General features: G+C 59.2%; 27 protein-coding genes, 1 tRNA gene and 2 pseudogenes. 20 read left to right on the forward strand and 10 right to left on the reverse strand.

The genetic code is table 11. The features are described from left to right. Positions 1–16: 16 nt before the first annotated feature. The 6 genes from SIB72_RS01220 (at position 17) to SIB72_RS01245 (ending at position 4928) form a co-directional block, all read left to right on the forward strand. Positions 17–532, forward strand: coding sequence for a hypothetical protein (locus SIB72_RS01220; RefSeq protein WP_115120454.1), 516 nt, complete (start codon positions 17–19; stop codon positions 530–532). Further along, on the forward strand, positions 475–1320 hold the full coding sequence (locus SIB72_RS01225; protein WP_413744354.1) for a photosystem II S4 domain protein: 846 nt from the start codon (positions 475–477) through the stop codon (positions 1318–1320). Before SIB72_RS01220 ends, SIB72_RS01225 begins: the two co-directional genes overlap by 58 nt. A 94-nt stretch (positions 1321–1414) precedes the next feature. Further along, positions 1415–1486: transfer RNA gene (locus SIB72_RS01230), tRNA-Val, on the forward strand. 27 nt (positions 1487–1513) lie between these two features. Continuing rightward, entirely contained in the window at positions 1514–2890 is a 1377-nt protein-coding gene (murD, locus tag SIB72_RS01235; protein ID WP_115120539.1) for a UDP-N-acetylmuramoyl-L-alanine--D-glutamate ligase, read from the forward strand. Between the two features lie 837 nt (positions 2891–3727). Then, complete coding sequence (locus tag SIB72_RS01240) at positions 3728–4174, forward strand: EVE domain-containing protein (RefSeq protein ID WP_413744355.1); 447 nt, start codon at positions 3728–3730, stop codon at positions 4172–4174. A gap of 13 nt (positions 4175–4187) precedes the next feature. Next, positions 4188–4928, forward strand: coding sequence for a hypothetical protein (locus SIB72_RS01245; protein WP_413744356.1), 741 nt, complete (start codon positions 4188–4190; stop codon positions 4926–4928). Here the strand turns inward: SIB72_RS01245 and SIB72_RS01250 are convergent. The 4 genes from SIB72_RS01250 to SIB72_RS01265 all read right to left on the reverse strand — a co-directional run bounded on the left by SIB72_RS01250 (position 4880) and on the right by SIB72_RS01265 (position 6402). Continuing rightward, positions 4880–5134, reverse strand: coding sequence for a DUF2811 domain-containing protein (locus SIB72_RS01250; RefSeq protein ID WP_413745151.1), 255 nt, complete (start codon positions 5132–5134; stop codon positions 4880–4882). The genes SIB72_RS01245 and SIB72_RS01250 overlap by 49 nt on opposite strands. 346 nt (positions 5135–5480) lie before the next feature. Then, entirely contained in the window at positions 5481–5867 is a 387-nt protein-coding gene (locus SIB72_RS01255; RefSeq protein ID WP_413744357.1) for a DUF1818 family protein, read from the reverse strand. Beyond that, positions 5864–6091, reverse strand: a complete 228-nt coding sequence (locus SIB72_RS01260) for a DNA-directed RNA polymerase subunit omega (protein WP_043692626.1) — start codon at positions 6089–6091, stop codon at positions 5864–5866. The genes SIB72_RS01255 and SIB72_RS01260 overlap by 4 nt, the downstream gene beginning before the upstream one ends. Before the next feature lie 26 nt (positions 6092–6117). Next, positions 6118–6402 (reverse strand): hypothetical protein, encoded by a 285-nt coding sequence (locus SIB72_RS01265; protein WP_115019491.1) that lies wholly within the window; start codon positions 6400–6402, stop codon positions 6118–6120. A 39-nt stretch (positions 6403–6441) separates the two neighbouring features. On the opposite strand from SIB72_RS01265, the gene SIB72_RS01270 reads away from it, so the two are divergent. The 3 genes from SIB72_RS01270 to SIB72_RS01280 all read left to right on the forward strand — a co-directional run bounded on the left by SIB72_RS01270 (position 6442) and on the right by SIB72_RS01280 (position 9292). Beyond that, positions 6442–8073 (forward strand): Hsp70 family protein, encoded by a 1632-nt coding sequence (locus tag SIB72_RS01270; protein ID WP_413744358.1) that lies wholly within the window; start codon positions 6442–6444, stop codon positions 8071–8073. A gap of 103 nt (positions 8074–8176) precedes the next feature. After that, entirely contained in the window at positions 8177–9025 is an 849-nt protein-coding gene (locus SIB72_RS01275; protein WP_413744359.1) for a hypothetical protein, read from the forward strand. A 45-nt stretch (positions 9026–9070) separates the two neighbouring features. Then, the gene (locus SIB72_RS01280) at positions 9071–9292 is read left to right on the forward strand and encodes a ferredoxin-thioredoxin reductase variable chain (protein ID WP_413745152.1); all 222 of its coding nucleotides are present in this window, start codon (positions 9071–9073) and stop codon (positions 9290–9292) included. Positions 9293–9369: 77 nt separating this feature from the next. Here SIB72_RS01280 and pyrR read toward each other — a convergent pair whose 3' ends face one another. Next, on the reverse strand, positions 9370–9921 hold the full coding sequence (gene pyrR, locus SIB72_RS01285; protein ID WP_115120462.1) for a bifunctional pyr operon transcriptional regulator/uracil phosphoribosyltransferase PyrR: 552 nt from the start codon (positions 9919–9921) through the stop codon (positions 9370–9372). Positions 9922–10058: 137 nt separating this feature from the next. Between pyrR and gpmI the strand changes: the two genes are divergently transcribed. From gpmI to SIB72_RS01300, 3 genes and pseudogenes are all read left to right on the forward strand, one after another. Next, positions 10059–11690, forward strand: a complete 1632-nt coding sequence (gpmI, locus tag SIB72_RS01290; RefSeq protein ID WP_413745153.1) for a 2,3-bisphosphoglycerate-independent phosphoglycerate mutase — start codon at positions 10059–10061, stop codon at positions 11688–11690. Between the two features lie 24 nt (positions 11691–11714). Beyond that, on the forward strand, positions 11715–11945 hold the full coding sequence (gene secG, locus SIB72_RS01295; RefSeq protein ID WP_115120464.1) for a preprotein translocase subunit SecG: 231 nt from the start codon (positions 11715–11717) through the stop codon (positions 11943–11945). A 233-nt stretch (positions 11946–12178) separates the two neighbouring features. Further along, positions 12179–12253 (forward strand): annotated as a pseudogene (locus SIB72_RS01300) (Ycf66 family protein); the annotation flags it as partial. A 125-nt stretch (positions 12254–12378) separates the two neighbouring features. Here the strand turns inward: SIB72_RS01300 and SIB72_RS01305 are convergent. The 3 genes from SIB72_RS01305 to groES all read right to left on the reverse strand — a co-directional run bounded on the left by SIB72_RS01305 (position 12379) and on the right by groES (position 15446). Beyond that, positions 12379–12735: a hypothetical protein gene (locus SIB72_RS01305; protein ID WP_413744360.1), complete on the reverse strand. Its 357-nt coding sequence runs from the start codon at positions 12733–12735 to the stop codon at positions 12379–12381. Between the two features lie 663 nt (positions 12736–13398). Beyond that, complete coding sequence (gene groL, locus SIB72_RS01310) at positions 13399–15033, reverse strand: chaperonin GroEL (protein ID WP_115120466.1); 1635 nt, start codon at positions 15031–15033, stop codon at positions 13399–13401. 101 nt (positions 15034–15134) lie between these two features. Continuing rightward, the gene (groES, locus tag SIB72_RS01315; RefSeq protein WP_115019506.1) at positions 15135–15446 is read right to left on the reverse strand and encodes a co-chaperone GroES; all 312 of its coding nucleotides are present in this window, start codon (positions 15444–15446) and stop codon (positions 15135–15137) included. A 239-nt stretch (positions 15447–15685) separates the two neighbouring features. Here groES and atpD point away from each other — a divergent pair, with 239 nt between their 5' ends. Beyond that, complete coding sequence (gene atpD / locus SIB72_RS01320) at positions 15686–17146, forward strand: F0F1 ATP synthase subunit beta (RefSeq protein WP_115019508.1); 1461 nt, start codon at positions 15686–15688, stop codon at positions 17144–17146. Positions 17147–17224: 78 nt separating this feature from the next. After that, positions 17225–17626: an ATP synthase F1 subunit epsilon gene (atpC, locus tag SIB72_RS01325; RefSeq protein WP_115120468.1), complete on the forward strand. Its 402-nt coding sequence runs from the start codon at positions 17225–17227 to the stop codon at positions 17624–17626. A 304-nt stretch (positions 17627–17930) separates the two neighbouring features. Here the strand turns inward: atpC and SIB72_RS01330 are convergent. Further along, positions 17931–18445: pseudogene (locus SIB72_RS01330) on the reverse strand (30S ribosomal protein PSRP-3). 78 nt (positions 18446–18523) lie between these two features. Between SIB72_RS01330 and SIB72_RS01335 the strand changes: the two are divergent. After that, on the forward strand, positions 18524–19318 hold the full coding sequence (locus SIB72_RS01335; protein WP_413745154.1) for a TIGR01548 family HAD-type hydrolase: 795 nt from the start codon (positions 18524–18526) through the stop codon (positions 19316–19318). Positions 19319–19496: 178 nt separating this feature from the next. Here SIB72_RS01335 and SIB72_RS01340 read toward each other — a convergent pair whose 3' ends face one another. Continuing rightward, positions 19497–20873 (reverse strand): aminopeptidase P N-terminal domain-containing protein, encoded by a 1377-nt coding sequence (locus SIB72_RS01340; protein ID WP_413744361.1) that lies wholly within the window; start codon positions 20871–20873, stop codon positions 19497–19499. An 11-nt stretch (positions 20874–20884) separates the two neighbouring features. Here SIB72_RS01340 and SIB72_RS01345 point away from each other — a divergent pair, with 11 nt between their 5' ends. Genes SIB72_RS01345 through ald form a run of 5 tightly spaced genes read left to right on the forward strand, consistent with a single transcriptional unit; the run spans position 20885 to position 26745 of the window. After that, positions 20885–21901 (forward strand): CNNM domain-containing protein, encoded by a 1017-nt coding sequence (locus SIB72_RS01345; protein ID WP_413744362.1) that lies wholly within the window; start codon positions 20885–20887, stop codon positions 21899–21901. Beyond that, the gene (locus SIB72_RS01350) at positions 21862–23244 is read left to right on the forward strand and encodes a GTP-binding protein (RefSeq protein ID WP_413744363.1); all 1383 of its coding nucleotides are present in this window, start codon (positions 21862–21864) and stop codon (positions 23242–23244) included. Before SIB72_RS01345 ends, SIB72_RS01350 begins: the two co-directional genes overlap by 40 nt. Further along, entirely contained in the window at positions 23241–23828 is a 588-nt protein-coding gene (locus SIB72_RS01355; RefSeq protein ID WP_413744364.1) for a nicotinate-nucleotide adenylyltransferase, read from the forward strand. The genes SIB72_RS01350 and SIB72_RS01355 overlap by 4 nt, the downstream gene beginning before the upstream one ends. A gap of 6 nt (positions 23829–23834) precedes the next feature. After that, positions 23835–25577 (forward strand): NAD+ synthase, encoded by a 1743-nt coding sequence (locus SIB72_RS01360; protein ID WP_413744365.1) that lies wholly within the window; start codon positions 23835–23837, stop codon positions 25575–25577. A gap of 28 nt (positions 25578–25605) precedes the next feature. Continuing rightward, positions 25606–26745 (forward strand): alanine dehydrogenase, encoded by a 1140-nt coding sequence (gene ald, locus SIB72_RS01365; RefSeq protein ID WP_115120474.1) that lies wholly within the window; start codon positions 25606–25608, stop codon positions 26743–26745. The last annotated feature ends 240 nt before the right edge of the window (positions 26746–26985 follow it).

Below are 26985 nucleotides of genomic sequence, written 5' to 3' on the forward strand. Positions count from 1 at the left end.
TCTCAGGAAATCACCCATGCCCGTCTGCGTGCTGGTGCTGAAGGAACAAGTCGCTGCGGCATCCCTGCAGGAGAAGCTGAGGGCCAACGGAGTCCCCCTGCAGCGCTGCCTGCTGGTTCCGCCTGCGGATCGCACGGAACAAGGGACGCCAATCGATTCTGTTGATCTGCTCACACCTCGCCTGGCGCGACAGCGACGCCAACGGTCCATGGCCCGATGGCTACTGCCATTCGGCTTCATGGCAGGCCTCACCTTCACCCAGATCACGAACCTCGAAACCTTTTCCAGTCTTGGTCCCTGGGGACAACCCGTGATTGGCGGACTGCTGGGGATGGGTGCAGGCCTGATGGGCAGTTACTCAGCCGCGGCGAGCGTGCCTTCTGAGAATGAGGACGGAGTTCGCATCCTGCGCAACCGGCATGAGGAGAACCGGTGGTTGTTGTTGCTTGAGACACCCACTGGGATCGAGCCGCCATGGCAGCTGCTACAGAGCTCCCGACCACTCCAGGTGGTGCGCCTCAACGATCTGTGATGCTGCCCAAACAAGAGCTGCTTGAAGGCTGCAGGGACCCGCAGGGCATCAAGACGCTGCTGGAGCTTTCAGAAACCGTGCTTCGCACCTGGCAACCTCTCTGGTCTCCTTTTCTCTCCGCCCCCTTGAGGGAGGAGGCAGTGGGACGGCTTCTCGAGCTCGCAGAACTCCAGGTGGACAGCGATGGCGGACGCCAGGGCGCTGAACGCCAGCGCCTGCTGATCAGTCGACGCTGTGAGGTCAATGACGTGCTGGAACGCCATCCCCTTCCTGTGATGGGGCTGGAGGTGGAAGGCAACTTCCTGTTTGATCCATTGGAACCGGAAGACATGCGTACCGCTATCGCCTCCCTAGGGATTTCAGACGGGGAGATCGGCGACATCTGGATTCGTGGCGATCGTGGTGCCCAGGCCCTCTGCACACCCGAGGCTGCCGCTGCGCTGAACGGAAAGACAAGTCACGTCAGGGAGGTAGAGATTCAGATGGAGCAGCGAGGGGTTGAGATGCTGCAACTCCCTTCAATCCGTACGACCAAACGGTTCACCAGCGTTGAGGCCTCTTGCCGCTTGGACGCGATCGCTTCAGCGGGATTCGGCATCTCCCGCGCCAGGGTGTTGCAGCAGATCCGCAGCGGCCGCCTGCGTCTCAATTGGCAAGCGGTGCGGCTGGCTAGTAAAAGTCTCAGCAGCGGCGACCGTTTGCAGCTTCAGGACCGCGGCAGCCTAGAAGTGCTGTCTCTAGAGCTCACGAAACGGGACCGCTGGAGGGTCACGATGGAGAGAAGCTGAATGCCATATGTCAGCCGTGCAGATCATGGCCGGCTGCTACATTCTTCAGCGCACCAGGGTGTGCAGACCGCTTTCACATCAATGTGAAATGTGCGGGCGATTAGCTCAGGGGTAGAGCACTACATTGACATTGTAGGAGTCACTGGTTCAAATCCAGTATCGCCCATTTCTCTTGCAGGGACAGGAGTTCTCCATGACAGCCAGCGTGGTCGTCGGGATTGGACGATCCGGGATGGGAGCGGCGCGTCTGCTCCAGGCCCAGGGACACACCGTGACTGTGCTGGACAGCAAGAACGACAAGACCCAGCAGGCGTCCGCCAAGGCGCTACGGCAACTTGGCATTGAAGTGCACCTTGGCTGCCCTCTTCACCCTGATCCATTCGATCCCTTGGCCGATCGTCTGGACCAAGTTGTGATCAGTCCCGGGATCGCCTGGGACCACCCAGCCATGACCCAATTGCGCCGGAAGGGCATCAATGTGTGTGGCGAAATGGCCGTTGCCTGGGATGCTCTTCGTCATATCCCCTGGATTGGCATCACCGGAACCAACGGCAAAACCACCGTGACCCATCTGCTTCAGCATGTGCTCAATGAGGCAGGCCTCCAGGCTCCGATGGCAGGGAATGTGGGACATTCCGCCGCCGAACTTGCACTGCAGTGCATGAACACCAAGCAGCATCAGCCCGACTGGGTGGTGATGGAAATGAGCAGCTACCAGATCGAGGCCGCTGAGCAGGTAGCACCCAGGATTGGCATCTGGACCACCCTCACCCCTGACCATCTCGAGCGACACGGAACGCTTGAGGCCTATCGAGCCATCAAACGTGGCTTGCTAGTCCGCTCCGAACATGCAGTCCTGAATGGAGACGACCCCGATCTGCGCAAGCATCAGCACGCATGGACTGACGCCACCTGGGTCAGCACCAGACCATGTCCAACCATGCCGTGCTCGCTGTGGATCGATTCGGAGCACTGGGTGCGTACCACCGCCGACCGCCTGTTCCCTGCTGAAGCCCTGTCATTACCAGGCGCTCACAATCGCCAAAACATGCTGCTGGTCACCGCCGCAGCCCTGAAGACCGGCCTAACCGCGGCGGCGATCGAAGCGGGTCTGCGCAGTTTTTCTGGAGTACCCCATCGCCTTGAACCACTAGGGCTCCTGAAAGGCATGGAGGTCTTCAATGACAGCAAAGCCACCAATTACGACGCAGCCGCCGTCGGCCTTCGTGCTGTAGCCAGTCCCACGGTGGTTCTTGCGGGTGGACAAACCAAACAAGGTGATGCTTCCGAATGGCTCGACCTGCTGAAGCAACGGGCTTGTGATGTCGTGCTGTTCGGCGATGGCGCCGAGGAATTGAAAAGGCTGATCAACGCCTGCGGATTCGCTGGTGGCGTGTGGATGGAGAACGATCTTGAGGCCGCCCTTCCAACAGCAATCCACTGCGGTGCAGCGCACACTGCCCACTCGCTTCTGCTCTCGCCAGCATGCGCCAGTTTTGATCAGTACAAAGACTTTGAAGCCCGAGGCGAAGACTTCCGCCGCCTGGTGAAAGCAGCGCAGAAACCCTGAACATTGCGATCAGAGCACAGCGAGTGCCGCACGAGTCTTCAAAAGAACCATTCACCAGGCAGTCAATCCTTCCATTTCAACAACACTTTCTAGGCAGACATAGACCCGGCAATCCCACAGACCAACCGCAAGCACAAGACAGCAATCAACCCACACAAATAGGGGGCAACAGAGAAGAATCCTCCTGTTGCAATCCTTGCATCCAGATACATTTAGAATTATTATATTCACCCTCAATCGCTTCGCTCAGCAGCAGCCAGAGGATTGGTGCCTGACCAGACGCGTGATGGATACGATGAAGTTCAGGCCTGGACCAATCGTGCTGAGGCCCATCAGGGAAAGCAATCGCGATTGAGGCAATCGCCGCAATGGCAGCGTCGACGACCATGAGACCACCAGAGCGAATGGAGTTTGCCGCTCAACTGCAGTGACCAAAAAGAAGCAAGAAGAGAACGAGCATGACCATCAACAGCAGCAACCCCAGAAAGACAGACAGAGAGCTGTTGCCGGCACCGTCATCTTGACAGTGCCTTGATCAGCGTTCCTCAACATCGAAGCGATAGCAGAGGCGCTCTCGCTGTACCGCAAGCCGCCAAAGCAGGCACATCATTAGGAAGAGAAGGAATCGGGATAACAAACCCGTGTTGCCCAACAAGGCCAAACCGCTGCGTGTCACTGCTATACAAAACGGGCAGAACTCTGCTGCCTTGTCCAGTATGTGATCGCTTTCATTCGAAAGCCCACGCGAATATGGCCCAAACGCTGGCCATAGCAAGGGCATCCCAATAGCCTCAACTCACAAGAATCATTGCTATGACTGATATTTCATACTGGCTAATGAAAAGCGAGCCAGATGTCTACGGAATCCACGACCTAAAACGCGAACAGACCACTCTTTGGGATGGCATTCGCAACTACCAGGCTCGCAACTTCATGCGCACCATGGCAATCGGTGATCGCGTTTTTTTCTATCATTCCAATTGCAAACCTCCAGGAATTGTCGGCCTGATGGAGGTCTGCGAACTTGACGTGGTTGATCCTACCCAATTTGATAGCAGTTCGAAGTATCACGATGCTGCATCAAAACAAGACTCTCCACGCTGGGACTGCGTTCGGCTCCGCTATCTCGGAGAATTCAAGACGATGCTCAGCCTGGATGCCCTCAAGGAGACCTACAACCCTGAAGAACTCACTGTCGTCAGAAGGGGCAACAGGTTGTCGATCCTGCCAGTGAGTTCTGCGATTGCAACCGATCTACTGAAGCGTCTCGGTCCTCTCCAATAAGAGATAGGCCGTCATGTCTCCGGAACGCCTTCCGCTCAGCACAGTTCTGCCGCGCGCCTGGATTGGATTCTGCAGCTCACCCTGGCCCTGTATCGGCCTGGCTGCTTTAGCTCTGAGTAGCGCCTTCGCCCTGGGAAGCCTGGCCCAGGAGCTTCACACCAGTGGAGATGCCTGGGTCCGACACCTCGGAGACCTGTTCTGGGTGCTCTCCATGCTGGCTCCCCTTGTGCCGCTTCTCGCACTTCTTCAACTCGCCGACAAGCTGCTACCTGGCTCAGGCCCTGACGAACGGGACCAAGCGCAGACCAGGGAGCGCATGCCCTGGCTGATGCGTCAATCCATCGCACTCGTGTTGATTGAAGCCTTGATCTTGTTAGGCGGCATCACGGCGATTCGCAGTGTGTCTCTCAGCCTGATCACACACAGCGGCGTCCTCGCAGCATTCAGTGCGCTGATTGGCAGCGTTGCTCTGATCGCATGGACCTTCGAACAGTGCTTGGCACTGCCCCTACTGATTCATCACGGCTATCGACCACTGGCAGCGATGGAACACAGCCGCAAACTTGTGCAGCAGAACCGGCTGAAGGTTTTGGCTCTCGTCGGCCTGATCTTGGGGATCAATCTGGTTGGGCTGATGGGGGCCTGCCTGGGCCTGATTCTCAGCCTCCCGTTCAGCGCCCTCATTCTGATGGCCAGCTGCCGAACTCAAGCGCCCTGGAGCAAGGACTGGCGACGAAACATATTGCCCACGTAGAGACGGGTGATCTCGCGAGATTCCACTCCGTTCTGGACCAGAAAGCCAGCGAGAGCTGCCTGAATCAATCGGTACTGGTCCCAATTGGGGTAGCGCTCGATGAAGCTGGTCATGGCCTGCTGCAGAGGCTCCGGCAGCTCAGCATGGAAGCTCACCATTGCGTCAGTGGCCTCATTCACCAAAGCGGCGGAAGCCCGAGTTTCCATGCAAGGAAGAATGGCCTGTTCCTGATCCACTGACTGCACGTGCTGCATCCTGAAGCCCTCGAACGCTAATTAGTTCTCCACATTCGTCAGCCAACGTCAAGGACGCCCGAACACGAGAGTCGCATCCAATCTCCGGATAAGACACAAGGCCCAGACTCCTTTCAGGGCAAGCGATGCAAAATCTGCATGAAACCCTGAACCGACCAGGCAGCCGTCAAGGCCTAGACCCCACGACCAGCGCTTTTCCACAGAACGGCCCCAGGAGAACGATCCAGGCCGCAAGCGTGTGGAAAACCTGTGAAAGGTCGTCGTGAATTCCGGGAAAAATCAAACAAAGTGCTATCGATCAGCCCTGCTTATTCCCGGATGTGTCCCAGGCCGTTCTCATCGCAGCCACAAAGGCCTGGGCAGCCGGTGCAGGCCAATGCCCCTCAACGCCACGGCCGGTCCATCCCCCCTCAAGCACGACACGCAGACCCCAGCTCTCCCTGCTGCCTTCAAGACATCCCCACCAGGGCTCAAGCTCCATCTCCAGCTCGATGGACTCTTCAGACATCAACTGGGATTGAAGTGCTTGATGCTGATCGGTGAGTTCACACAGCAGTGCCATCAGCACCTGACTCTCCTTCTGCGTGAGCTCAAACGCCCATCCTTCTCCACCAATCAAGGCAGGGAAATCAGCACGGGATAGATCCCGGGCCAAGCGCCAGCCGGGCCCCTCCTGCTGAATCATCCAGGCAGCAGGTCGGGCTGATCCTGCTCATCGCTGAGCTCAACAATGGCTCTCTGCACGGGCTTGACACTGGATTCCTCAAGCAGTCCGTCGAAATCATCAAAACGACGCTGCTTTGCACGGAATGCGATCCGGACGGTCGTGAGATAACGGTTGCTGGACTGACGAATCAGACTTTCACCGCGCTTGGCCAGATCCTGGGAATCCACACCGGCACTGATCACGTTTGTCCACGCAAGGATTCCCCATCCTAGGTGAGGAGGTCACTATGAAACGGCACATGCATTGGGTACGTGCGCTGAAGGCTTCCTGGCACCTTCAAAACAATCTGACGTCCCAGCCCCATGGCCGCTAGTGGACGGCGCAGCAGAGCCAGGAGAGCGCTGACCTCCTCCAAGTGGCGGGCATCCACGCACTCCACCCGGATACTCCCCCAGCTACGGGACAACTTGCAGTCACGCAAGGGTTCCAACTGAGCCTCCAGTTGGGGTTCCTCCCGATAGAAGGACCACACGAGCCGCTGCAAGCGATCCATTCAGATTCCCCGTAACCTCTTCCTCTAACCAACCTGCCAATGGCGGTGGACCAGGCCCCTACGGACGAACAAAACCTTCAGGTTTCCGAAAACGCAGGCACCCTTGCCATCGACCTTGGGAGCACCACCACGGTGGTCGCGTTCCAAGGACCACAGACTCCTGAGCCAAAACTCTTGGAGCTCGAGGCGATCACCCGTTCCCCAGGCCAGGTGCCGAGCCTGATCTGGGCACAAAGCCAGGAAGACCCGAGTCCCCTAGTCGGACGCCAGGTCCTGGATGCCGGCCTTGGAGACAGTGATGCCCCCCAACTGCTGCGTGATTTCAAACGGGCGATTGGGGCACCAGCACCTCTCCATTCCCACCAGACCTGCCTGAGCGCAGAGGCAGCGGCGGAATCACTGTTATTGCAAATCTGGAAACGGCTACCGACTGATCTGCACATCAAGCGTCTCGTGCTGACGGCGCCAGTGGAGCACTACCGGGGCTATCGCCAATGGCTTCTCCAGGCCAGTCAAGCCCTCCCCATCGACGAGGTGGCCCTGGTGGACGAACCCACCGCAGCAGCTCTTGGGGCCGGCCTCGCGCCAGGCAGCCGGCTGCTCGTGGTGGACATGGGTGGCAGCACCATCGACCTTTCCATCGTGGCTCTGGAGGGAGGAGAAGGGCGGGCAGCCCCTCTCGCCCAGTTGCTTCGTTTCGGGGGCCAGAGTCTTGACAACAGTCGCCAGACCCTCCGCTGCGCTCGGGTACTGGGGAAAGCAGGTCTTCAGCTTGGGGGGCGAGATCTCGACCACTGGATCGTGGAGTATCTCCAGCCATCTGCGGATCCAACCAGCATCAGCAAGCCCACGCCAGCGGTTCTGAACGCAGCTGAAAGGCTGAAATGCCGCCTGAGTGACCCAACACTGGCAGACAGAACCGTACTCACGGAATTCGCGGCAGCCGACGACGGCTCACAGCACGAGTTGCGCCTCAGCCGCCATCAGCTAGAGACCTTGCTTGTGGAACGAGGCGTTCTCGAGGTCCTCGATGATCTTCTGGAGCAAACGCTCGCCGGAGCCCGTCAGCATTCGTGCCAACTCGAAGATCTGCAGGGCGTCCTACCCGTGGGTGGCGGTGCCCAGCTACCTCTGCTTCGCGATTGGCTCAGCAAGCGCGCCCGACCGGTACCTCTGCTGAGCGCGCCCCCTGTGGAGGCAGTGGCCAAAGGCGCCCTCAGCCTGACACCTGGGGTTCGTGTGCGCGATGTGCTGCAACGGGGGGTGTCTCTGCGCTGCTGGGACCGACGCAGCGGGACCCATCACTGGCACCCACTGTTTGTCGCCGGACAGACCTGGCCATCCGAATCTCCTCTCACACTTGTGCTTGCGGCCGGTCAGGACAATCAGAGCAATATCGAGCTGGTGCTCGGAGAGCCCGACAACCATGCACGCCATGACGTGGTGTTCGTGAACGGATTACCCACTGTTCAGGAGCATCAGGGCACGTCCGAAATCAAAGCCTGGGATCAGCCCGTCAGCAGCATCGAGCTGGATGAGCCCGGATCTCCCGGCCAAGACTGCTTGAAACTGCACTTCCGTCTCGATGATGCTGCCGATCTGCTGATGGACGGAGAAGACCTCCGCACCGGGGCAGCCATTGAACCGAGAAAGCTGGGACGCGTGCGCTGAACATCGCTGACCTGGGGATCAGGGCGGTGGACCGTCCGTCCACCGCAACGTGAGAAGCGATGGTCATCTCCATAGAAAGAAGTGATCTTTTGCCTCCACCTCCTTGGCGCTCCGACGCCACTGGCTCCCGCGCTACTGGCTTGGGCTCACCCTGGGCGGAGTGGCCATGCTCTGCGGCCTGGCGTACTGGTGGGAACGTCAGCTCCCCGCACGCCTGTCCAATGCGCTCCTTGAGGGCGACAACATGGCCTGCTTGCGTTACAGCGAACAGCTTGCAGCCCTGCGCTGGCTGGGTCAGCGAGTCCCTGAGGAGCAAGCCCTATGCCGAAGACGTGCCGCTCAAGACGCTTGGGAAACAGGGCGCCAGGCCGAAGCTCTCCAGCTCCAAGAACAGCTGGTCAATTCCGCTGTCGGCTCCGATGAGAACCAACGCACCGATCGTCAGCGCCTAACGCGCTGGCGCAAGCACCTGCAACGCACAGCACTGGAGGCATTCCGGGATGGTGACATCGAGGCGGCCCTTGAGCTGCTGGCACCGATGGAAACCAGCATCCGCTCCAGAGGCGACCGACTGAGCGACAGCCTGCGCGAGACCTGGAACCGCAATCAACTCGACCACCAACGCCTTGCTGATCTGGTGGAGAAACAACGCTGGTGGGAAGCTCTCGCAGTTCTCAACAGACTGGATCACCCCTGGTGGCAGAGCCGATCAGAACCCTTACGAGCAAAGGTCGAAGCAGCGATCGATGCGCTCAAAGACCTTGAGGAGCACCACAACCATGGCGACCTTCCTGCCCACAGCGTGTCCCAAGCGGATCTGGACCGTGCCGTGAAAGCAAGAATCGCGGAAGGACTCGAGCCCTGGCAGGCATTCCAGGCTGGCTGCGGTGATGTGGGCGGTCATGTTGAAGAAGAAGGCCCAGAAAGTCTTTGCAAGAGGAACAGCCCCTAAGGGCGTGGCACGCATGACAAAATGCCGCCAGGAACGCCATGGCTCATGCAACCCGGAGACAAAGTTGTCGTGTCAGCCAACGTTGTGGTCTTCAACCACCCTCAGCACAGGGGGGAGGCCTTTGACATGCAGGGCAGTAGCGGTGAAGTGGTCAGCGTTCTGAATGAATGGAAAGGCCGGCCGATCAGCCCGACCTTGCCTGTGATCGTCGCCTTCGGTCGCTACAAGGCCCATTTCCGCAGCGATGAGCTCAGCGTCGCTGACTGAGGCCATCAAAGAGCGACAGATCTGCGCTGAGAAAATGATCGCTTGGATGGTGCATGCCTTTGTGTCATCACTGCACGTCATTGCTCACGACGCAAATACACACCCTCTTCACCATCCAGATCCTGAAGGCGCAGCTCGATGGTTTCGCTCCGTCGTGTAGGCACGTGACGGCCGCAAAAATCTGGCTGAATGGGTAGCTCGCGGTGACCACGGTCCACCATCACCAACAGCATGACTCGGCGGGGGCGCCCCCACGCCTGAATCGCCTCCAGAGCAGCACGGATGGTGCGACCCGTGAAAATCACGTCGTCGACCAGCAGCACATCCCGCCCCTCCACGCTGATCGGTAGATCAGTGGCCTGCACCATGCGTGTGCCAACACGCTGCAGATCATCCCGGTGGAAGGTGGGATCAAGCGTTCCCTGGGCCAGCGGGTACCCACTCATCGTCTCAAGCTGCTTGGCGAGCACACGGGCAAGCTGGACCCCTCGGGTGGGTATGCCCAGCAGTAACAACGCTTCGCTGTTCTCAACGGTTTCCAGCACTTGGCTGGACAGACGCTGCAGCGTCCGCGTCAGATCCTGGGCAGAGAGGAGTTCAATCCGCTCTGATCCTGCAGGAGCAGTCATGACTCTGTCGCCGAGGCCACTCAGTTTATGAGCGTTGGCGTGAGCAAAACCTGACCGACCCGAGAGCAGCCATCGCGATCGGGTCCTCTGGAGGTAACTTGAATATGGAGAAGCTCTTAAGAACGAATAGCCGCGGAGTGAGCGTGACGATTAGCAGTGATAACGCCATCAATCGCACCATCCCAGTCGCGCCGGTGGTTCTGGCCATTCTCGACGGCTGGGGACATCGGGAGACAGAGACCCATAACGCCATCCGTAGCGCTGAAACGCCTGTGATGGATGCGCTCTGGCATGCCTATCCGCACAGTCTGATTCAAGCCAGCGGGGCTCACGTGGGCCTTCCTGCCAACCAGATGGGCAATTCCGAGGTGGGGCATCTCACGATCGGGGCAGGCCGGATCATCCGCCAAGAGTTGGTTCGCATCACGGAAACGGTCCGCAATGGTGAGCTGAGCCAGACCCCTGCCCTGGCCCAGCTGGCTGAGTCGCTGCGCAGCAGCGGTGGCACGCTCCATCTGCTGGGGCTTTGCTCCGACGGCGGGGTCCACAGCCATGTGGATCACCTCTGTGGCCTCTTGCAATGGGCAGCGGACGCGGGCATCAGCCGGGTCGCCATTCATGCGATCACCGATGGCCGCGACACGCCCACCGAAAGCGCCCCCCGTTACATCCAGCAGGTGCGCAAAGCGATCCAAAGCAGCGGCATTGGCGAGATCGCCAGCCTTTGTGGTCGCTATTGGGCCATGGATCGCGACCACCGTTGGGAACGGACCGCCAAGGCCTACACCTTGTTCACCGACCCGGCGGTCGACATCAGCGACACCGATGTGGAGGCCGCCCTGGCCGCCAGCTATGCAGAAGGTATTACCGACGAATTCCTCGAACCTGTTCGGCTAAGCGACACCTTCCTGCGTGATGGCGATGGGCTGGTGATGTTCAACTTCCGCCCAGACCGTGCTCGCCAGCTGGTCCAGGCCCTCACAGTCCCATCCTTCGAAGGGTTCGAACGAGCCAATCAACCAAAATTGGAGGTGGTGACCTTCACCCAGTACGAAGCCGGGCTCCCAGTTGCCGTGGCCTTCCCCCCTGAATCCCTTGACCATCTCCTCGGACAGGTGGTTGCTGAACATGGTCTCAAGCAATACCGGACGGCAGAAACTGAGAAATATCCCCATGTGACCTATTTCCTGAACGGAGGCATCGAACAGCCTCTAGAGGGGGAAGAACGCCATTTGGTGCCGTCACCTCGGGTCGCCACCTATGACGAAGCTCCTGCCATGTCGGCTGACATCCTCACCAACAGCTGCATTGCAGCGATCGAGAAGGGTGAATACTCGTTGGTGGTGATCAACTACGCCAATCCCGACATGGTCGGTCACACGGGCGTGATGACAGCAGCCACAGAAGCCATACAAACGGTTGATCACTGCATCGGCCGCCTGCTTGATGCGGTGGGTCGCATGGGAGGAACCCTGCTGATCACTGCCGATCACGGCAATGCAGAGCTCATGCAGGGCCCTGACGGTCAGGCCTGGACCGCACACACCACGAACCCGGTGCCCGTCATTCTGGTGGAAGGCGAAAAGCGCAAGGTCGCAGGGATGGGCAATTCGATCAATCTCCGCGACGACGGCGGCCTGGCCGATATCGCGCCAACCCTGCTCCAGCTGCTAGAGCTTCCAAAGCCGGAAGCCATGTCAGGATCCAGCCTGATCGAAGCGGTCGAAGCCGGGTCTGCCTTCAGTGCCCGACTTCCCCAACCGGTCTAATTCATCACCCCTATTTCTGTAGATATGCTCACTTCCATTCTCTCCTGGGTCTGGATAGGCAGTGGACTCATTCTCATCCTTCTGGTGTTACTGCACAGTCCTAAAGGCGATGGCATGGGTGGTCTTGCCGCTAGCGGCAGTTCAATGTTTACGAGTGCAAGTAGCGCAGAATCCACGCTCAACCGCATCACATGGACCTGCCTTGCAATTTTTCTAACGCTGGCCGTAATCCTCAGCGCGGGCTGGCTCAGCTAGGCGCTCAATTCATTCATGCATCCACGGCTATAAAGCAAAAGCAATCAATCCGTCACTGAACTAGGCAAGGATCGCAGGCATGGCCTTATGCCCCCCTAGGGAATATTTGCAGAATTGCTGGCAATACCCCAAATCTTTTTCAACCTCCAAAGGAGAGCAGACACTACACCGCAGCAATCGGGAAAACCGTATTCATCATTTTTCTGGAGCTTGCAAGGCACACCATTCTTCCCCTATGCGGAGGGATCCTGTTCTTCCAAGGGTGGAGACTAGGCCCAATTCTTCAGCTTGGACAATTCCTACTAGCCATTGAGATCTTGCTTACATCCGCCAGCTCGATGATTACTGACTACCAGAAGTGAAGAGCTCGCACTGGTCGAGCGAAGGCAGCTTTACCAGTAAAAATGCAACCAACCGACCTCAAGGAGTAAGCCTATTTAGGTTGACTGGGCTCCTGCAATCCTGACCGGATAAATGCAACGGACTTCTGCACTCTCTCAATTTCATAGTCCGTCTTGACCTTCTGCTTCTCCAACACCTCCACCCTCTTGAGGAGGTCTTCAAGCAACTTGTTCTGGAGGGATTCGACCTGAACCTGCCTCTTTTTGGCATCCGGCACTGGAACAGACGAGGCAACACCGTCCAGCACTCCACCACCTGTTTCCAGATAGACCTCTGCCAACCTCTCCAGCACCTTTGTGTATTGCTTTCCCTGTTGCTTACAGAGACCTCTAAACCGGTTCAGGGTGTCCGGAGAGAAGTTGGCAGCAAAGGCACCTGGCCTTGACATAGAAGGACAACGGTATTGATCCAACTATATCGGTGTTGTAGAAGCTAGGGGCCTCATTTTCACCCCCTCCGGACTCCACCTCCATCAATTCTTTGATGAGGATTGCTCCTGGGAGCCGCTGAAGCGACAGGCCAATACCCTCCCTTTTTGAGGACATCCCCAATCCACGGACACCTTCCCTTCTCCTGGACTGAGGCCAGGCCTCCAAAGAACAATGAATCGACCCCTGGGAGCGGTCAACGAAGGGTTCGCTCAACGCGATGCGCTTGAGATTGTTGCAAGGCAAATACGCGCAAAGACCTAGGAGCAATACCCTGATTCCTGTATTGGCACACCTAGCAATGCCTATGCAAATTGCATCGCCAAGAAATTTCTATGGACCAAATCCGATTCAGTGCTCCTGCAATTTGTTGGCACTAGAGGCAGCGACTCACATTGACCGGTCTAGTTTCGTCTATACAGAATGCTCCACTCGCTGCTCCAGACAAGAAATCAGGAGCGATGGCGGGAATTGGATTGCCGTGAATGCTCCACACAAATCACCCGATGTTCCACACATCCCAGAATGGGCAGGCAATAAAAAAGGAGCACCGAAGTGCCCCAGAAGCGTTGCTATCAGGTAACTGAAGCGTTTGGGAGGGAATAGTCCCTCCCGTTTCAACCTCAGTAGTCGAAGTCGCCGCCGCCCATACCGCCAGCGGCGGGAGCAGCATCCTTCTTCTCAGGCATGTCAGCAACGATGCACTCGGTGGTCAGAACCATGCCGGCGATAGACGCGGCATTCTGCAAGCCAGAGCGAGTCACCTTGGCAGGATCAACGATGCCTGCAGCGAGCATGTCGACATAGTCGCCATTCGCGGCGTTGTAACCCTCGTTGAAGGACTTGGCCTTCACGTTTTCAGCCACAACCGCACCATTCACACCTGCGTTCTCAGCAATGCGCATCAGGGGAGCGGTCAGAGCCGCAGCCACGATGTTGGCACCGATCAGCTCTTCGCCGCTGAGAGTGTCACCAGCCCACTGCTCCAGAGCGGGAGCCAGGTGAGCCAGGGTGGTGCCGCCTCCGGGAACAATGCCCTCTTCGACAGCCGCTTTAGTCGCATTGATGGCGTCTTCCAGACGAAGCTTCTTGTCCTTCATCTCGGTTTCAGTGGCTGCACCCACCTTCACCACGGCCACGCCGCCGGAAAGCTTGGCCAGGCGCTCCTGGAGCTTTTCCTTGTCGTAGGTGGAGTCGGTCTCCTCCATCTGCTTCTTGATCTGCTCACAACGAGCCTCAACATCACGCTCGTTGCCTTCAGCAACGATGGTGGTGGTGTCCTTGTTGATGGTGACGCGGCGAGCGGTGCCCATCATTTCCAAGGTGGCGTTGTCGAGCTTGAGGCCGCGGTCCTCAGTGATCAACTCACCATTTGTCAGAACAGCCATGTCCTCGAGCATGGCCTTACGGCGATCGCCAAAGCCAGGGGCCTTCACAGCGGCCACGTTGAGAACACCACGAAGACGGTTCACCACCAAAGTGGCGAGAGCTTCCTTCTCGATGTCCTCAGCAATGATCAGCAGAGGTTTGCCGGTGCGGGCGATCTGTTCGAGTACGGGAACCAGATCCTGCACCAGCCCGATCTTCTTGTCGGTGAGAAGGATGTAGGGCTCTTCGAGGACAGCCTCCATCCGCTCGGTGTCGGTAGCGAAATAAGGGGAGATATAGCCCTTGTCAAAGCGCATGCCCTCGGTGACCTCGAGCTCGGTCTCCATGGACTTGCCCTCTTCGAGGGAGATCACACCTTCCTTACCAACCTTGTCCATGGCGTCGGCAATCATCTTGCCGACTTCTTCGTCGTTACCGGCAGAAATGGTGCCCACCTGAGCGATCGCATTGCTGTCAGCGATCGGCTTGGCATGCTCCTCGATCTTGGCAACCAGGAAGTCAGATGCCTTGTCGATCCCCTTCTTGAGGGTGATGGCGTTGGCACCGGCAGCCACGTTGCGCAGGCCCGCCTTCACCATGGCGTGAGCCAGAACTGTCGCGGTGGTGGTGCCATCACCAGCTGCGTCATTCGTCTTGGACGCAGCCTGACGAATCAGAGCCACACCCGTGTTCTCGATGTGGTCCTCGAGCTCGATCTCCTTGGCGATGGTGACGCCATCGTTAATGATCTGAGGGGCGCCGAACTTCTTTTCAAGGACAACGTTGCGCCCCTTGGGGCCCAGGGTGACGGCAACGGATTCAGCGAGAATGTCGATGCCTTTTTCGAGAGCGCGACGGGCGTTCTCGTTGTAAATGATGCGCTTTGCCATAGCGGGCGAAGGGAATGAGAGAAAAAGAAAAATCTGATAGGTCCGGGATGATCCGGAGGCCCATGTGCGTCAGCAGGGTCGAAACGACGCGATGGAGTTGATCAGTTCACAACTGCGAGAATGTCTTTCTCGGAAAGAAGCACGTACTCATCGCTACCGAGCTTGATGTCAGTGCCGGCATACTTGCTGTACAAGACTTTGTCGCCGACCCCAACCTCAGGAGCCTGACGGCTGCCGTTGTCGTTGCATTTGCCGGGGCCAACCTGAACGACTTCACCCACCTGGGGCTTTTCCTTGGCAGTGTCAGGAAGAAGAATGCCACCAGCAGTGGTTTCTTCGGAAGCAGACACCTTGATGAAGATGCGGTCTCCGAGTGGCTTAACGGTGGAGACGCTGAGGGAAACAGCAGCCATGGTTGATTGCGGAAGCAGAAAAGAGGGCGTCGAGCGCCGCGCATCGACTCAGAGGCGACTGGCACTCAAGGTCGATGACTGCCAACCTATGCCTCAGCAGCAGGGTCCGACTACCACCTGAGCGTGCGGTTGACCGAACCATGCTCAGCCAACGGTTGCGGTGGTATGGTTGCGCCGCTCAGGAAGGGAATGCCTTCAGAGCATTGTTTTGCTCCGTTCCCTCGAACTCTTCCTTTCTTATGGCTGCTGCTGCTACCGCCGGTACCAAGGGTGTTGTCCGTCAGGTCATCGGTCCGGTTTTGGACGTGGAATTCCCCGCTGGCAAGCTGCCCAAAATCCTGAATGCGATTCGGATTGAAGGCAAGAACACCGCAGGTGAACAGGTTGCTCTCACCGCAGAAGTTCAGCAACTGCTTGGTGACCACCGCGTCCGCGCCGTGGCCATGAGCGGTACTGATGGTCTGGTGCGTGGCATGGATGCCATTGACACCGGTGCTGCCATTTCCGTGCCTGTTGGCGAGGCCACCCTGGGGCGAATCTTCAACGTGCTCGGTGAGCCTGTTGATGAGCAAGGCCCTGTCAACACCACCACCACAGCCCCTATTCACCGTGACGCTCCCAAGCTCACCGAGCTTGAGACCAAGCCCAAGGTGTTTGAAACGGGCATCAAAGTGATCGACCTTCTGGCCCCCTACCGTCAGGGCGGCAAGGTTGGTTTGTTCGGGGGTGCCGGAGTCGGCAAAACCGTTCTGATTCAAGAGCTGATTAATAACATCGCCAAGGAACACGGTGGCGTCTCCGTGTTCGGTGGTGTGGGTGAGCGCACCCGTGAGGGCAACGACCTCTACGAGGAATTCAAGGAATCCGGGGTGATCAACTCCGAGGACCTTTCCAAGTCCAAGGTGGCGCTTTGCTATGGCCAGATGAACGAGCCCCCTGGTGCACGCATGCGCGTGGGCCTCTCGGCTCTCACCATGGCTGAACACTTCCGCGATGTGAACAAGCAGGACGTGCTGCTGTTCGTCGACAACATCTTCCGCTTCGTGCAGGCCGGCTCCGAGGTGTCCGCTCTGCTGGGCCGCATGCCCTCAGCTGTGGGTTACCAGCCCACCCTTGGTACAGACGTTGGCGCTCTGCAGGAACGTGTTGCATCGACCGTTGAGGGTTCGATTACGTCGATTCAGGCCGTTTATGTGCCTGCTGACGACCTTACCGACCCCGCTCCTGCCACCACCTTTGCCCACCTCGATGCCACCACGGTTCTGAACCGCGCCTTGGCATCCAAAGGCATCTACCCCGCTGTGGATCCCCTCGATTCCACCAGCACCATGCTTCAGCCGGCGGTTGTCGGTGACGAGCACTACCGCACCGCCCGCGCCGTGCAGTCCACCCTGCAGCGCTACAAGGAGCTCCAGGACATCATTGCCATTCTGGGTCTCGACGAACTCTCAGAAGACGATCGTCAAACTGTTGACCGCGCTCGCAAGATCGAGAAATTCCTCTCCCAGCCCTTCTTTGTGGCTGAGATCTTCACCGGCATGCCTGGCAAGTACGTCAAGCTGGAAGAAACCATCAGCGGCTTCAACCAGATTCTCGCCGGTGAATTGGATCAGCTGCCGGAGCAGGCCTTCTACCTGGTTGGCAACATCGATGAAGTCAAGGCCAAGGCTGAGAAGATCGCCTCCGAAGCCAAGGGTTGATTCGTAATAGGGACATCAAAATGATGTCCCTATCTTCATTCTTTTATGGCTTTTTTCGCTCCCACGTTCTGACTCCCCATGTCCCTCACCCTTCGCGTGCTGGCGCCCGACCAGAGCGTGTTTGATGGTTCCGCTGATGAGGTCATCCTCCCCAGCACCACAGGCCAACTTGGCATCCTCCCCGGTCACGTTTCCCTCTTGGCCGCCCTTGATGTTGGTGTCTTGCGCGTACGGACCAACAACGACTGGCAGTCCATCGCTCTGATGGGCGGTTTTGCAGAAGTTGAAGCTGACGACGTCACTGTTCTGGTGAACGCTGCCGAACTAGGAAGCAGCATCGACACCAGTAAGGCTGCGACTGAACTGGAATCAGCTCGGGCCAATGTCACCCGACTGGAAGGCCAGCCCTCCACACCTGAAAAAGTCAAAGCTCAGCAATCGCTTGATCGTGCTCGTGCACGCATGCAAGCCAGCAAGTAATCAAGACTGCCGGGTCCAAACCCGCAAGACATCAGGCCGGAGAGATCAAACTCTCCGGTTTTTTTGTGCCTGGAAGACAGATCGCGTGGGTCGCAGCCTCACCTCTCCATCCTCAAAGCTGGCCTGATTAAGCCCAACCACTGCTGGGTCCCATCCAGATCCAAACAACAGCCCGAACAATCCCTTCCAGCTGCAAGGCGCCAAACGCCGACAGAAGCAAGGAAGCGGCCACCGGCGAGGACCATGAGGCAAAAAAAACGACCCGGCTAAGCAGGTCGTCGAAGATCCAAGGCTGAAAGCCCAATCAAGCGGTTCCGCAAAAAGTGACGTCGGGGAACTTGAGCTTGGCCTCGTCGAGGCTCTTGCCCTTGCCCTCCTCTTGCCAATAGTTAATGACCTCAGTGGCCTTGTTAAGCACCTCAACCCGCTCGTTGTCGGTAATCCAACTCTTGCCCTCTAGTTCGCTCTTGAGGGTTTCCCAGGCATCCTCACGGGGCCAGAAGAAATAAGCCGTGAGGGGGCTGGGACCGCCACCCACGATCTGATCGACAGCCAGAGCCACGTTGTCTGGCAGCCAAAGGATCTTCAGTAAAAAACGGCCTTCATCGGCTTTGGGGTGTAGCCGGATGGCACACCATCCGCATCGATGGTGGCCGAGGCAAGTGCAGCACTGCCGCCACGCATGACCGGACGGCCTTCCTTGGGTTCCTGCTCCTGTTCAGTGCTGCCGGTTTCCGGCGCTTCCTGGGGGGCGGAATCAGCTGCTGGTGCTGCGGTTGCGACCTCCTGGTCGGCAGCAGCGCCTTCGGAAACCGTCATGGTGTCAGCGCTCAAGAATTCAGGACAAAGAACTAACCTACCAGCCGCCCCAACCTTGGCTGATCTCTGGACCGATCCATTGCACCGCCCAGCTGCCTCCTGCTGTTTGACATCGATGGAGTCATCCGCGATGTGGCGGGCAGTTACCGCCGTGCCCTGCAATCCACGGTGGAGCATTACAGCGGCTGGTGCCCTGAGCCGAGCTGCATCGACGCTCTCAAGGGAGAAGGCGTCTGGAACAACGACTGGGACGCAAGCCTGGAACTCTTGCGACGGCACTGGATCAGCCATCCAATCGACAACGCGACGCTGCCCGACCGTGATGCACTGATCACAGTCTTCAGCCGCTTTTATTTCGGCGCCAATCCAGACGGCGAGCCAGAGGCCTGGGACGGCTACATCTGCGATGAATCGTTATTGGTGGACCCAGGGTTCTTTTCCAGCCTGACGAACCGCAATGTGCGCTGGGGATTCGTCAGTGGGGCTGAACCTCCTTCCGCACGCTTTCTTCTCTCCACACGACTGGGGCTGATCAACCCAGCCTTGATCGCCATGGGAGATGCGCCTGACAAACCTGACCCCAGCGGATTTCTGCGCATGGCAGCCGAATTACTTGGCCAGCCCTTCTCCGCGACGGCACCTCCTGTCGGCTACCTAGGCGACACCGTGGCAGACGTCCACACCGTGATGCGCGCTCGGGAGCGGTGGCCGCAACAACGCTTTGTCAGCTTGGCGGTGGTTCCTCCCCATCTACAGACAACCGCCCAAGCTGCGGCCCGGGCTCGTTACGAACAGGCCCTCCGAGAGGCCGGGGCTGATGTCATCCTCCGCCAGACCAGTGAAGCGTTGGAGTGGGTGAAGGGCCTGTCGTGATTGCCGCGCTCCGCAAGGAATGGGCACTGCTGCGCAGACTCCTCATCCTGTTTGCGATCGGGGCCAAAGCGCTGTTGGCGGAGCTGCTTCAGCACTCCGCAAGTCTGATGCTGAGGCGCTCATGCTGCTCACCGTAGTGGTGATTGGATCGTCTGAAGGCTGGCGGGAACAGGGAAGTTCACCCCTCCATGTCGGCAGTGTCCTTGAGCGCCGCGGCCGTTAGCACCTCATGGCCGCAGGCCACCTCGGAACCATCACGCACCGCCACATCGTCCTCAATACGGATGCCGATGCCCTTCCAGCGCTCCTCAATGGCGGGCTGACCTTCCGGAACAGGCAATCGGTCGCTCACATACAGACCAGGCTCCACGGTCAACACCATGCCCGGGCTGAGACTGACCGGATGCTCACCCAAGCGGTAGGCACCTACATCGTGCACATCAAGCCCCAGCCAGTGACCGGTTCGATGCATATAGAGATGGCGGTAGGCGCCCTGCTCAATCACGCTATCGACCTGCCCTGCAAGCAGCCCCAAATCCAACAGACCCTCCACAAGCACCCGCAGAGCCGTGGCATGCACTTCTTCGGCGGTGCCTCCAGGCTTCACCGAAGCAATCGCCGCGTTCTGAGCCTCCAGAACGAGCTCATAGAGAGCCCTTTGCTCACCGCTGAAACGCCCATTGATCGGGAAGGTACGCGTGATGTCGCCGTTGTAGTAGTCACTGATCGAGCAACCTGCGTCGATCAATAGCAAGTCGCCATCTCGCAACAGGTCACTGTTGGCGATGTAATGGAGCACGCAGGCGTTGTCTCCGCCGGCCACGATCGATCCGTACGCAGGCCCCCGCGCACCAGAGGAGAGAAAGTGCTGCTCAATCACCGCTTGGATCTGTCGTTCACTCCCACCGGGTGCCGCCGCCTGGCGGGCCAGTTCATGGGCCTCGGCCGAGATCCCACACGCCTTCCGCAGGCGTTCAAGCTCCTCAGGGGTCTTCTGCAGACGAAGACGATGCAGCAACGGGCAGGGGGCCACCAGGGCCAGGGCTGCCGATCCGACGCGGGGCTGACGATCCAGCTGGCCAGCCCAGGCCTTGAGCACCAATGGTTCCACTGACGGATGGTGACCGACACGGAAGGCAATGCCCTCCGCGCCGTGGAGATAGTCCGGCAGCAAAGTGGGTAGATCCGCCAGGGGATGGGCAATATCAACCCCGAAATGGTGAACAACACCCTCCGTTCCCCAGCGCCTCCCGGTCCACACTTCGGCGCCAGGCTCACGTGGCTGAACGAACAACACGTAGCGCTCGCCCTCTGGGCGATGGGGCAGCAGCAGCGCCACCGCATCGGGCTCATCGAAACCGGTCAGATACCAGAAGTCACTGTTCTGACGAAACGGCCATTCACAGTCGGCATGGTGGGTGACCAGCGGGGCAGCAGGGATGACTGCCGCGGCACCACCGAGCAGCTCGAGAAAGCGCTGGCGCCGCTCGGCATGGCAGTGCTGATCGATCACGGCGGAGACAGAGCGACAGGGAACCGTCAGGATGGCAGGCAAAGCGTCCCGGCATGAGCTCCGATCTGCTGATCCTGCTGTTGATGGTGGTGGTGGTTCTCGCCGGGTCCGCCCTCTGCTCGGGTGTCGAAGCCGCCCTGCTCTCAGTCAACCCCGTGCGCCTGCACGAACTGGCCAGTCGCACCAAGCCCGTTGCAGGAGCACGCACTCTGGCCCGCCTGCGCCAACGCCTCGGTCGCACTCTGTCAGTGCTGGTGATCGCCAACAACGCCTTCAACATCTTTGGCAGCATGATGTTGGGTGGTTACGCCGCCTCGGTGTTCCAGCAGCACAAATTCAGCGAGGTCGCGTTACCGCTGTTTTCTGTGGCACTCACAGTGCTGGTGATTCTCCTGGGAGAAATCCTGCCCAAGGCCCTCGGCACCCGCTTAGCCCTGCCGGTAGCCCTCAGCAGTGCACCAGTGCTGCAAGCCCTTGGGGTGCTGATGCGGCCACTGGTGCTGCTGCTCGAACGCCTCCTTCCTGCAATCACCGAAGAGAACGAAATCAGCACCGACGAGAACGAGATTCGGCTGCTTGCACGCCTGGGATCCCAGAAGGGTCAGATCGAAGCCGATGAAGCGGCGATGATCGCCAAGGTGTTTCAACTCAATGACCTCACTGCCCGTGAGCTGATGACCCCGCGGGTGGCGGCTCCAACCCTTGCCGGCAGCGCAAGCCTGCATCAACTACGCCAGCAGCTGGTCGATAATTCCTCACCATGGTGGGTGGTCCTGGGCAAGGAAGTCGACAACGTGTTGGGCGTCGCCAGCCGTGAGAATCTGCTCACCGCTCTGCTGGAGCACAAAGGTCATCTCAGCGCCTTCGACCTGGCAGAACCGGTCGAATTTGTTCCCGAAATGATCCGGGTTGACCGTTTGCTCACAAGCTTTCGACGCGACAACAGCGGCGTGCGAGTGGTTGTGGATGAATTCGGTGGCTTTGTAGGGGTGATTGGAGCCGATTCCGTCCTGGCCGTGCTGGCTGGCTGGTGGCGCAAATCCTCAGCGACCAATGGAGCGACACCGTGAGGGACGTGTCGCCTCCCACGCTGGAGCATGCCCTGGAGCTGCTCCAACGCTGGCGCAGCGAGCTCAGCCTCAGCGGCAGAGAACGCAGCACGCTGGCCGGAACCATGACCAACCTGGACCGGCAGATGCAAAGGCTGCGCGATCGCCGCCTTCGCGTGGCCGTTTTCGGCAGGGTGGGGGTAGGCAAGTCAAGTCTGGTCAATGCTCTCACGGGGGAGGCGCTGCTCGCCACCGACGTTGCCCATGGCTGCACGCGCCTTCAGAAAGCAGTGGCCTGGCCACAGCCAATCCCGGGTCTAAAGGGAGTGGAACTGGTGGACACCCCTGGAATCGACGAAGTCTCTGCTGAAGCGCGAGCCCGCTTGGCCGCGCGTGTTGCTCTGCAATCGGATCTGGTGCTGCTGGTGCTCGATGCCGATATCAGTCGCGTCGAACTCGACGCTCTCGACAGCCTTGTAGCAAGCGGCAAACCGGTGCTGCCAGTTCTGAATCGGAGCGATTGCTGGTCTGAGCAGGAACGCCTCTCCCTGCTGGCCAGCATTCGGCGGCGCATCAGTGACCACTGCGGACCCACCGCTGGGCTCAGTCTGCGCTCACCAGTGGCGGTGGCCGCTGCACCACGACAGGCCAGTCTTCTCCAAGACGGTCGGGTCAGAAGCAAAATGCAACCGGCACGCGTGGATGCACTGCATCAGGTGCTGGTCGAGCTGCTCAGCGCGCAAGGGGCACCGCTACTTGCCCTCAATGCGCTGCGGCAAGCCGACAGGCTGCAACGACAGATCGAACAAGGGCGGTTACAACGCAGACGCCGTGATGCCCAAAGCCTGATTGGTCGCTTTGCCGCACTCAAGGCAACAGGAGTGGCCGCCAACCCACTAGTGATTGTCGATCTAGCCGGTGGACTGGCCTGCGACACCGCCTTGGTGGTGCAACTTTGCCAGCTCTATGACCTGCCGATGGGAGGCCCAGCGGCCCGCCGTTTGCTCCAACGACTCTCAGGCCATAACGCCCTGATCGGTGGTGCACAACTGGGCATTCAGGCCGCGCTAGCCGGCATACGCCAACTGCTCATGGCAGCAGTGCCGTTCACAGCAGGCCTGAGTCTTGCCCCGGCAGCCCCAGTGGCCATCGCCCAGGCAGCCCTTGCCGTTCATACAACCCGCCGGACGGGGCGACTCACGGCCCGTTGGCTGTTGGAACAACAGGGACGAGGACGCCTCAGTCAACCGGTGCCGGCCTCCCTACTGCGTCACCTGGCTGGCAGCGACCCGACATTGCGCCTCTTGTTGAACGACTGGCCCCATCACAGCCAGCGGAACAGCATCGGGGATGTGTTGCCATGAGTGCCATCGCTCTGCTTGGCACCAGCGCGGATCCACCCACCTGTGGCCATCAGGCCCTGCTTGAGCAATTACTGGCCCATTTCACTCACGTTGTGACCTGGGCCAGTGACAACCCAGGCAAGCAACATGCCCTACCGCTTGCACAGCGAAGCGCACTGCTGCAAGCACTGGTGCAGTCAGTCGGTGATCCGCGCCTGACACTGGTGCAAGAGATCAGCAGTCCCTGGGCCATCACCACGCTTGAACGAGCAGAGGCCCTCTGGCCTGGGCAGGTGCTTTGCTTCGTGATTGGCAGCGACCTGATGGATCAGGTCTTGCGGTGGAAAGAGGCCGACGCACTGCTGGCCCGCTGTCGGTTGATCATCGTGCCCAGGGAAGGCTGGCCCTTGAACCACAGCGCCATCGCCATGCTCCGCCGCCATGGTGCTCAGCTGGATGTGCTCTCACTGCACATACCGGGAACGGCCAGTTCCAGCGTCCGACGCGACACTGATCCCTCTCAAATCCCAGCAGTCCTAAGGCCACTGCTCATGCAAAACAAGTTCTACGGTTTCGACACAGATTCCGGTTCAGCCGCTCTCTAAAGGTCCATGCGCATCGCCCTGGCCCAGCTCAACCCCTTCGTCGGCGACCTGGCCGGCAATGCCAACAAGATCCTTCAGTCCTGCCGTCAAGCCAACGGACTTCAAGCGGACCTCGTTGTGACACCAGAGCTTGGCTTGTGGGGATATCCACCACGAGATCTGCTGCTCAACCGTTCTCGCGTCGCCCAGCAGCAATCGGTGATGGATCGACTCAGCCGTGATCTGGATGCAGTGTCACCGGCGCTAGGTGTACTGGTTGGGCTAGTGGACCCTGCCGATGATGGCCAGCAGCCACGACTGTTCAATGCCGTCGCTCTGATCCGCGGCGGGCAATGGCAGGTGGTGGGGCGAAAGCAATTGCTGCCCAGCTACGACGTGTTTGATGAAAGCCGCTATTTCCGGCCGGCCAGCGGCCCATCCAGTTTCAACTTCACAGTGGGCAACCGTGATTGGCAGCTTGGACTGAGCCTCTGCGAAGACCTCTGGGTCGACCCAGGCCTGCATCGGGAGCGACTATGCGGCCCCGATCCGATCGGAGCTCTTGCCAAACAAGAAATCGATCTGCTGCTCAATCTCTCCGCTTCCCCTTTCGGGCGGCACAAGCAGGCAGTCCGACATCAGCTGGCCCAGCAGGCCGCATGTCGCCTGGATTGCCCAGTGGTCTATGTCAACCAGGTGGGTGGAAACGACGAATTGGTGTTCGATGGCGCCAGCTTCGTGATGGTTCCCGCCACAGATGATCCATCCACAGAGACGTCTGCAAAGAGCGGCACACCGCTTGGGCTGGCCCTGCAGCTACCCAGCTACAGCGAAGAGCTGGCTGTATGGGAAGCCGTCACCACCCCACACCAAGCACAGGCAACAACGCCGATGCCGGTGGAAGAGAGCCTGTTCCGCGCCCTCGTTCTCGGAGTATGCGACTACGCCGGAAAATGCGGATTCGACCAAGCCCTGCTGGGCCTGAGTGGAGGCATTGATTCAGCTTTGGTGGCCGTGATCGCAGCGGCAGCTCTGGGTGCCGAACAGGTGGAAGGACTCCTCATGCCATCTCCCTGGAGCTCAAAGGGCTCGATCGAGGATGCGGAAGCCCTTGCACGCCGCCTAGGACTTCGCACCCACACCGTGCCGATTTCCGCCTTGATGGCCAGCTTCGATGCCAGCCTCACACCGGTGATGCAAGCGGCACCCGCGAATGTGACTGCCGAAAACCTGCAGTCGCGCATCCGCGGCACCCTGCTGATGGCCGTAGCCAATCAACAGGGCCAGTTGCTGCTCTCTACTGGTAATAAATCGGAGCTTGCTGTGGGCTACTGCACTCTGTACGGCGACATGAACGGTGGACTGGCTGTCATCGGTGACCTCTACAAATCGACCGTATTTGCTCTTTGCAACTGGCTGGACAGCGATGCAGCCTGCGCATGCCGTCAAGACCTCAATCTGCCGGGGGGAGGGGAACTGGTGGGCCGAGCGATCCGCGAAAAACCACCGAGTGCCGAACTGAGGCCGGACCAAAAAGATAGTGATTCCCTTCCGGATTACGCCGTGCTCGATCCACTGCTGCGCGATCTGATCGAGGAACGCTGCGGCCGGGAAGAACTGCTGGAGCGAGGCCATCCGGCAGAGGAGATCGACAGGGTGCAACGACTGTTCCGCCGTTCTGAGTTCAAACGCCGCCAGGCAGCGCCTTTACTGAAGGTGAGCAGCCAGGCATTCGGGACTGGATGGAGGCTGCCGATCGCCGCCAGCTGAGCCAGATTGAGGGCACTTCCCCGCAACCATGGTCCACTCCGTCCTGACGGCGCCGATGGCCACGATCGGCGTGCCAAGCGAAATCAAAGTCGATGAGCAACGGGTCGCACTCACCCCAGATGCTGTGCGGGAACTGGTGACCCAGGGGCTAGAGGTGCGGGTCCAGAGTGGTGCTGGCTCAGGTGCTGGCCTCAGCGACGCTGACTTTGCAGCAGCCGGGGCACGGGTTGTGACCAGGGAGGAAGCCTGGGCAGCCCATTTGATCGTGAAGGTGAAGGAACCACAGGAGGAGGAATTCGACTTTCTCCGCGACGACATGGTTCTATTCACTTATCTCCACCTTGCCGCCTATCCAAAAGTTGGAGAGGCGCTCTTAGAGGCGGGGACCACAGGTGTGGCCTACGAAACGGTGCAGCTGGAGAACGGCAGCCTCCCACTGCTTGCCCCGATGAGTGAAATCGCCGGGCGACTGGCAGCACAGGTGGGAGCCCATTTGCTGGAACGCCCCCATGGTGGCCGTGGTGTGCTGATCGGAGGATGCACAGGCGTGCGACCGGCACGGGTTGTGGTGCTGGGGGCCGGCACCGTGGGCTGGAACGCGGCGAGGCTGGCGGCCGCCATGGATGCGGAAGTGATGCTGCTAGATCGCTCTCCCGAACGGCTTCGGAGCCTGGAGGCGGATCGGCGCGGTCGCCTGATGAGCGTGGTGAGTAGTCGCGGTCTGCTGGAGCGGCTCGTGCCCAGCACCGATCTCCTCATTGGGGCTGTTCTCACGCCCGGTGGTCGGGCCCCGACGCTTGTGGACGAAGAGATGGTCAAGCAGATGAAGCCGGATTCGGTGATTGTTGATGTGGCGATCGACCAGGGCGGCTGTGTGGCAACCAGCAGGGAAACCACCCACACCAACCCAACCGTGAAAATCCATGGTGTGCAGCACTATGCCGTCGGCAACATGCCAGGAGCTGTGCCGTTTACATCCACGGAAGCCCTTGTGAGCGTCACCCTGCCTTACATCCTTGGCATCGCAGGACGCGGCCTTGAAGAAGCGGTGACGGAACGACCTGAGCTTCTATCAGGCCTGAATACTGTGCAGGGGGCGGTCTGTCATCCCAGCGTGGCGAAGGCTTTGGGTGTGCAGCCTCGCCATCCGATGGCCTGCCTTCGCTGAGACGGGGCGCACAGCTGTGCCAACAGCTCATGACCTAGGCAGATAGATCAATCGATAACCCCTAATTCAGAAAAGAGCCGCATATGTTCAATGTCAGGGAGCGGCCAAAGGCACAGCACACACAGAATGAACCCTTCATTCCAGCCAAACGCTTCAGCCAAATCCCTCTTTCGAAGACAACACCTTCATCAGCATCTTGAAGCAGCGAAGCCCCAAAGCTGACGACACAATGAGCTGATT

Source organism: Synechococcus sp. MIT S9451 (assembly GCF_047304725.1).
Taxonomy (GTDB): domain Bacteria; phylum Cyanobacteriota; class Cyanobacteriia; order PCC-6307; family Cyanobiaceae; genus Synechococcus_C.